Annotated in this window: 7 protein-coding genes; all 7 read left to right on the forward strand. The window is 73.7% G+C overall.

The window, feature by feature from the left end:
• Positions 1–219: 219 nt before the first annotated feature.
• The 7 genes from ACYVE9_RS18355 to amaP all read left to right on the forward strand — a co-directional run bounded on the left by ACYVE9_RS18355 (position 220) and on the right by amaP (position 3,872).
• On the forward strand, positions 220–441 hold the full coding sequence (locus ACYVE9_RS18355; RefSeq protein ID WP_461028967.1) for a helix-turn-helix domain-containing protein: 222 nt from the start codon (positions 220–222) through the stop codon (positions 439–441).
• Positions 442–544: 103 nt separating this feature from the next.
• Positions 545–1,324 (forward strand): enoyl-CoA hydratase/isomerase family protein, encoded by a 780-nt coding sequence (locus tag ACYVE9_RS18360; protein WP_461028968.1) that lies wholly within the window; start codon positions 545–547, stop codon positions 1,322–1,324.
• Positions 1,325–1,551: 227 nt separating this feature from the next.
• Entirely contained in the window at positions 1,552–2,037 is a 486-nt protein-coding gene (locus ACYVE9_RS18365; protein ID WP_461028969.1) for an Asp23/Gls24 family envelope stress response protein, read from the forward strand.
• A gap of 38 nt (positions 2,038–2,075) precedes the next feature.
• The gene (locus ACYVE9_RS18370) at positions 2,076–2,267 is read left to right on the forward strand and encodes a hypothetical protein (protein WP_461028970.1); all 192 of its coding nucleotides are present in this window, start codon (positions 2,076–2,078) and stop codon (positions 2,265–2,267) included.
• A 15-nt stretch (positions 2,268–2,282) separates the two neighbouring features.
• Complete coding sequence (locus ACYVE9_RS18375; protein ID WP_461028971.1) at positions 2,283–2,651, forward strand: Asp23/Gls24 family envelope stress response protein; 369 nt, start codon at positions 2,283–2,285, stop codon at positions 2,649–2,651.
• Complete coding sequence (locus ACYVE9_RS18380; RefSeq protein WP_461028972.1) at positions 2,648–3,268, forward strand: DUF6286 domain-containing protein; 621 nt, start codon at positions 2,648–2,650, stop codon at positions 3,266–3,268. Before ACYVE9_RS18375 ends, ACYVE9_RS18380 begins: the two co-directional genes overlap by 4 nt.
• Positions 3,269–3,278: 10 nt before the next feature.
• On the forward strand, positions 3,279–3,872 hold the full coding sequence (gene amaP, locus ACYVE9_RS18385; protein ID WP_461028973.1) for an alkaline shock response membrane anchor protein AmaP: 594 nt from the start codon (positions 3,279–3,281) through the stop codon (positions 3,870–3,872).
• Positions 3,873–3,910: the final 38 nt, after the last annotated feature.

Consider the following 3,910-nt stretch of genomic DNA (forward strand, 5'->3'; position numbering starts at 1 on the left):
GCCGGCCGTGGGGCGGCGACCCCCTGGCTGACCTCGCGTTTTCCGCCCGGCCCGGCCGAGCGGCCGTCCGCCGCCCGCCGTTCCGGTGCGGCCCCCACCCCGTCAACCACGGGCCGCGGCGGCCAAGCTTGTCGCAGAGACCTTGCCGAATGGGTGGCCAGATGCGAGGGAAGGGGTGATCATGAGAGTCCAGAGCGCACTTCCCACGAGGAGGCACGGGTGGCCGAAACTCTGAAGAAGGGCAGCCGGGTGACCGGCGCTGCGCGCGACAAGCTCGCGGCTGACCTCAAGAAGAAGTATGACTCCGGTGCGAGCATCCGGGCGCTGGCCGAGGAAACCGGCCGCTCCTACGGATTCGTGCACCGGATGCTCAGCGAAGCCGGCGTGACCCTGCGCGGTCGCGGCGGTGCGACGCGGGGCCAGAAGGCTGCCTCGTCCTGAAGCGGCCACCGGCTCCGGTGCGGTGCCCACCCGGTCGATCCACGGACCGGCCGGGTGGTTACTCTGCGGTAAACCAACCGCGGAACACCCACCGGAGGCCCAAGTGACCCTGCTCGACAAGGACGGCGTGCGGCTCACCGTCGACGGCGGCGTGGCCGCGGTCACGCTTGCCAACCCCGCCAAGCGCAACGCCCAGTCGCCCGCCATGTGGCGGGCCCTGACCGAGGCGGGCCGGCTGCTGCCGGGCGACGTCCGCGTGGTGGTGCTGCGCGGTGAGGGCGCCTCGTTCTCCGCCGGGCTCGACCGCCAGGCGTTCACGCCGGAGGGCTTCGACGGTGAGCCGTCGTTCCTGGACCTCGCCCACGGCTCCGACGCCGACCTGGACGCCACGATCGCCGGCTACCAGGAGGCGTTCACCTGGTGGCGGCGCAACGACGTCGTCAGCATCGCCGCCGTGCAGGGCCACGCCATCGGGGCCGGATTCCAGCTGGCCCTCGCGTGCGACCTGCGGGTGTGCGCCGACGACGTGCAGTTCGCCATGCGCGAGACCAGCCTCGGCCTGGTGCCCGATCTCACCGGCACCCGGCCGCTGCTCGACCTCGTCGGTTACGCGCGGGCCCTGGAGATCTGCGCCACCGGCCGCTACGTGCGCGCCGAGGAGGCCGAACGGGTCGGACTGGCCAACCTGGTGGTGCCGGCCGCCGAACTCGACTCCGCCGTCACCGATCTGGCCGCGGCACTGCTGGCGGCCCCCCGGGACGCGGTGATCGAGACGAAGACGCTGCTGAGCGGCGCGCGGCAGCGCGACCTGGAGGAGCAGCGCGTCGCGGAGCGGGCCGCGCAGGCGCGCCGGCTGCGGGATCTGGCCGGCGTCGGGGAGTGAGGCACGGCCGTCCTGCCGGGGCGCCCCGGCAGGACGGCACCTCGTGGAGGTGCCGCGTCACTCGTTCGGCAGTCGGACACGGGCAGGGGAGGCACCGCTCGCCTAGTGTGAGCCGGGGCCGGATTTCTGCTCCGGCGCGCGAAATCCGTCGTCGTGCCGCGTGAAATCCGGGGCACGTGGAACCCGCGTCATGTACCAACTCCGATCAACGAGAAGGAGTGAAGGCGATGACCGACACGTCCGCCGACACCAGAGAAGGCCAGCTCGAGCGCACCGAGTCGGGCGGCAACACCCCCCGCGGGGGCGGCAAGCCGGCAGACCGGGGCCGTACCAGCATCGCCGACGGCGTCGTGGTGAAGATCGCCGGCATGGCGGCCCGGGACGTCATGGGCGTGCACGCGATGGGCAGCGGCCTCTCGCGCACCTTCGGCGCCGTCACCGACCGCGTCCCCGGTGGCACCAAGTCCGTCACCCGCGGCGTCAAGGCCGAGGTCGGGGAGGTGCAGACCGCGCTCGACCTGGAGATCGTCGTCGACTACGGGGTGCCCATCGCCGACGTGGCCAAGTCCGTCCGGGAGAACGTCATCGACGCCGTGGAGCGGATGACCGGGCTCGAAGTGGTCGAGGTCAACATCGCCGTCGCGGACGTGAAGCTCCCCGACGACGAGGACGACGAGGAGACCGACGACACGGACAAGCCGCAACTGCGGTAGACCGGACCCGGCGAAGCAGAACAGGCAAGGAGCGCACGATGAGTATGGCTGTCATCGGCTTGATCACCGGGATGGCGCTGGGCTTCGCCGGGTACTTCGGCGGCTTCGGTGCCTTCCTCCTGGTGGCCGCGCTCGGCGCGGTCGGATTTGTCGCCGGTCGGATCGCCGACGGCGACCTGGAGGTCGCCTCGTTGTTCCGGCCCGGCCGCGGCGACGAACGGCGGCGGTGATCTGTGGTCTCGCAGGTGCCCGCCGCGGAACGCGGGGCGACTCGGATCGAGGACCGGGTGGTGGCGAAGATCGCCGCCCAGGCAGCGCACGAGGCTCTCAGATCCGGCCGCACCGGAGAGTCCGCGGCGCACTCCCCGTCGGCCACCGCGGACGTGCGTCGGCCCTCCGGCGCCGACCCGGCGGCCAGGCCGCGCGCCCGGCTCCGGGTGGGCGTGGAACTCGACTACCCGTGCGACATCTCCGCCCGGTGCGACGCCGTCCGTGAGCGGGTGGTCCGCCGGGTGGAGACGCTGGCCGGCATGAGCGTTCCGGCGGTCGTCGTCGAGGTCGAACGGTTGCACTCCCCGCAGTTGCGGGGAGCCGACTCGGGGAGAGTGCGGTGAGCCACGACATCGAAGAACGGGCCCCGGCCACCGAGGCCCGGCCGCGCGAGGAACCCGGCGGGTCCGCGCAGGCGAAGCCCCGCACCGGCCGGTTCTGGTCGGCGCGCCGCATCCCGGCCGCGGTGGTCTCGCTGCTGGTGCTCGCGGCCACGGGGCTGCTGCTCTACGACCTCGCCGCGGTGCGCACCGGACGTGAGGCCATGGCCTGGCGCCGGCAACTCGCCGAGGAACTCGCGGTGCGACGTCTGGACGACCCGTGGGTGGTGGCGGGTGCGATCGTCGCCGTCCTGCTGGGCGGCTGGCTGCTCGTGCTCGCGGTGACGCCCGGACTGCGGCGGCTGCTGACGATGCGGGGCGAGCCCGGCACCCGGGCCGCTCTGGACCGGGGCGCCGCCGCGCACGTCCTGCGCGACCGGGCCATGGACGTTCCCGGCGTGCAGTCGGCGCGGGTGAAGGTCCGGCGCCGCAAGGCCCGGGTGGACGTGCTCGCCCACTTCAGGGAACTGGACGAGGTCCGCGAGGACTTGCGGACCGTACTGGACGAGGCCGTGGACGTGCTCGGACTGGCGACCAGGCCGGTGCTGAAGCTGCGCGTCCGCCGCCCGGCGAAGCGGTGAGGGGGCAACCGTGCTGAAGATCGTGAACCGCCTGCTGCTGGGGCTTGCCGGGCTGACCCTGATGGGCGCCGGCCTGGCCGTACTGGCCGCGGCGGCCGACCTGCCGAGCCGGTGGGGGATCACCCCGCCGTCCCGGTGGCCGTGGCGGGGCCCCGACTCGGTGCTGCTCAGCGAGTCGGACCGCACCCAGTGGCGGTTCGAGGACTGGTGGTGGCCGGTGCTGTTCGGGGTGCTGGGCCTGCTGCTGGCACTCGCCCTGTGGTGGCTGCTCGCCCAGGCCCGCCGCCGGCGCGTCAACCAGCTGCGGGTCAGCGGGGGCACCGGCAGCGCACTGCTGCGGGGACTGGCCGTGGAGGACGTCACCGCGGCGGAGGCCGAGTCCATGCCCGGCGTCACCAAGGCCCGGACCGTGCTGAACGGCCGGCGCTCCGCCCCCCGGGCCCGGATGAAGCTGGTGCTGGAGCCGCACGCGGAACCGGACACCACCGTGCGACGGCTGCACCGGGAGACCCTGGAGAACGCCCGCGCCTCGGCGGGGCTGGCGGAACTGCCGGCCGAGGTACGGCTCCGCAGTGCCCGGCACCGCGCGGAACGGGTGAACTGACACCGCCGCGCCCGGCTCCGGGCGCCGACACCCGCGCG

It is taken from the genome of Streptomyces sparsus (assembly GCF_054776295.1).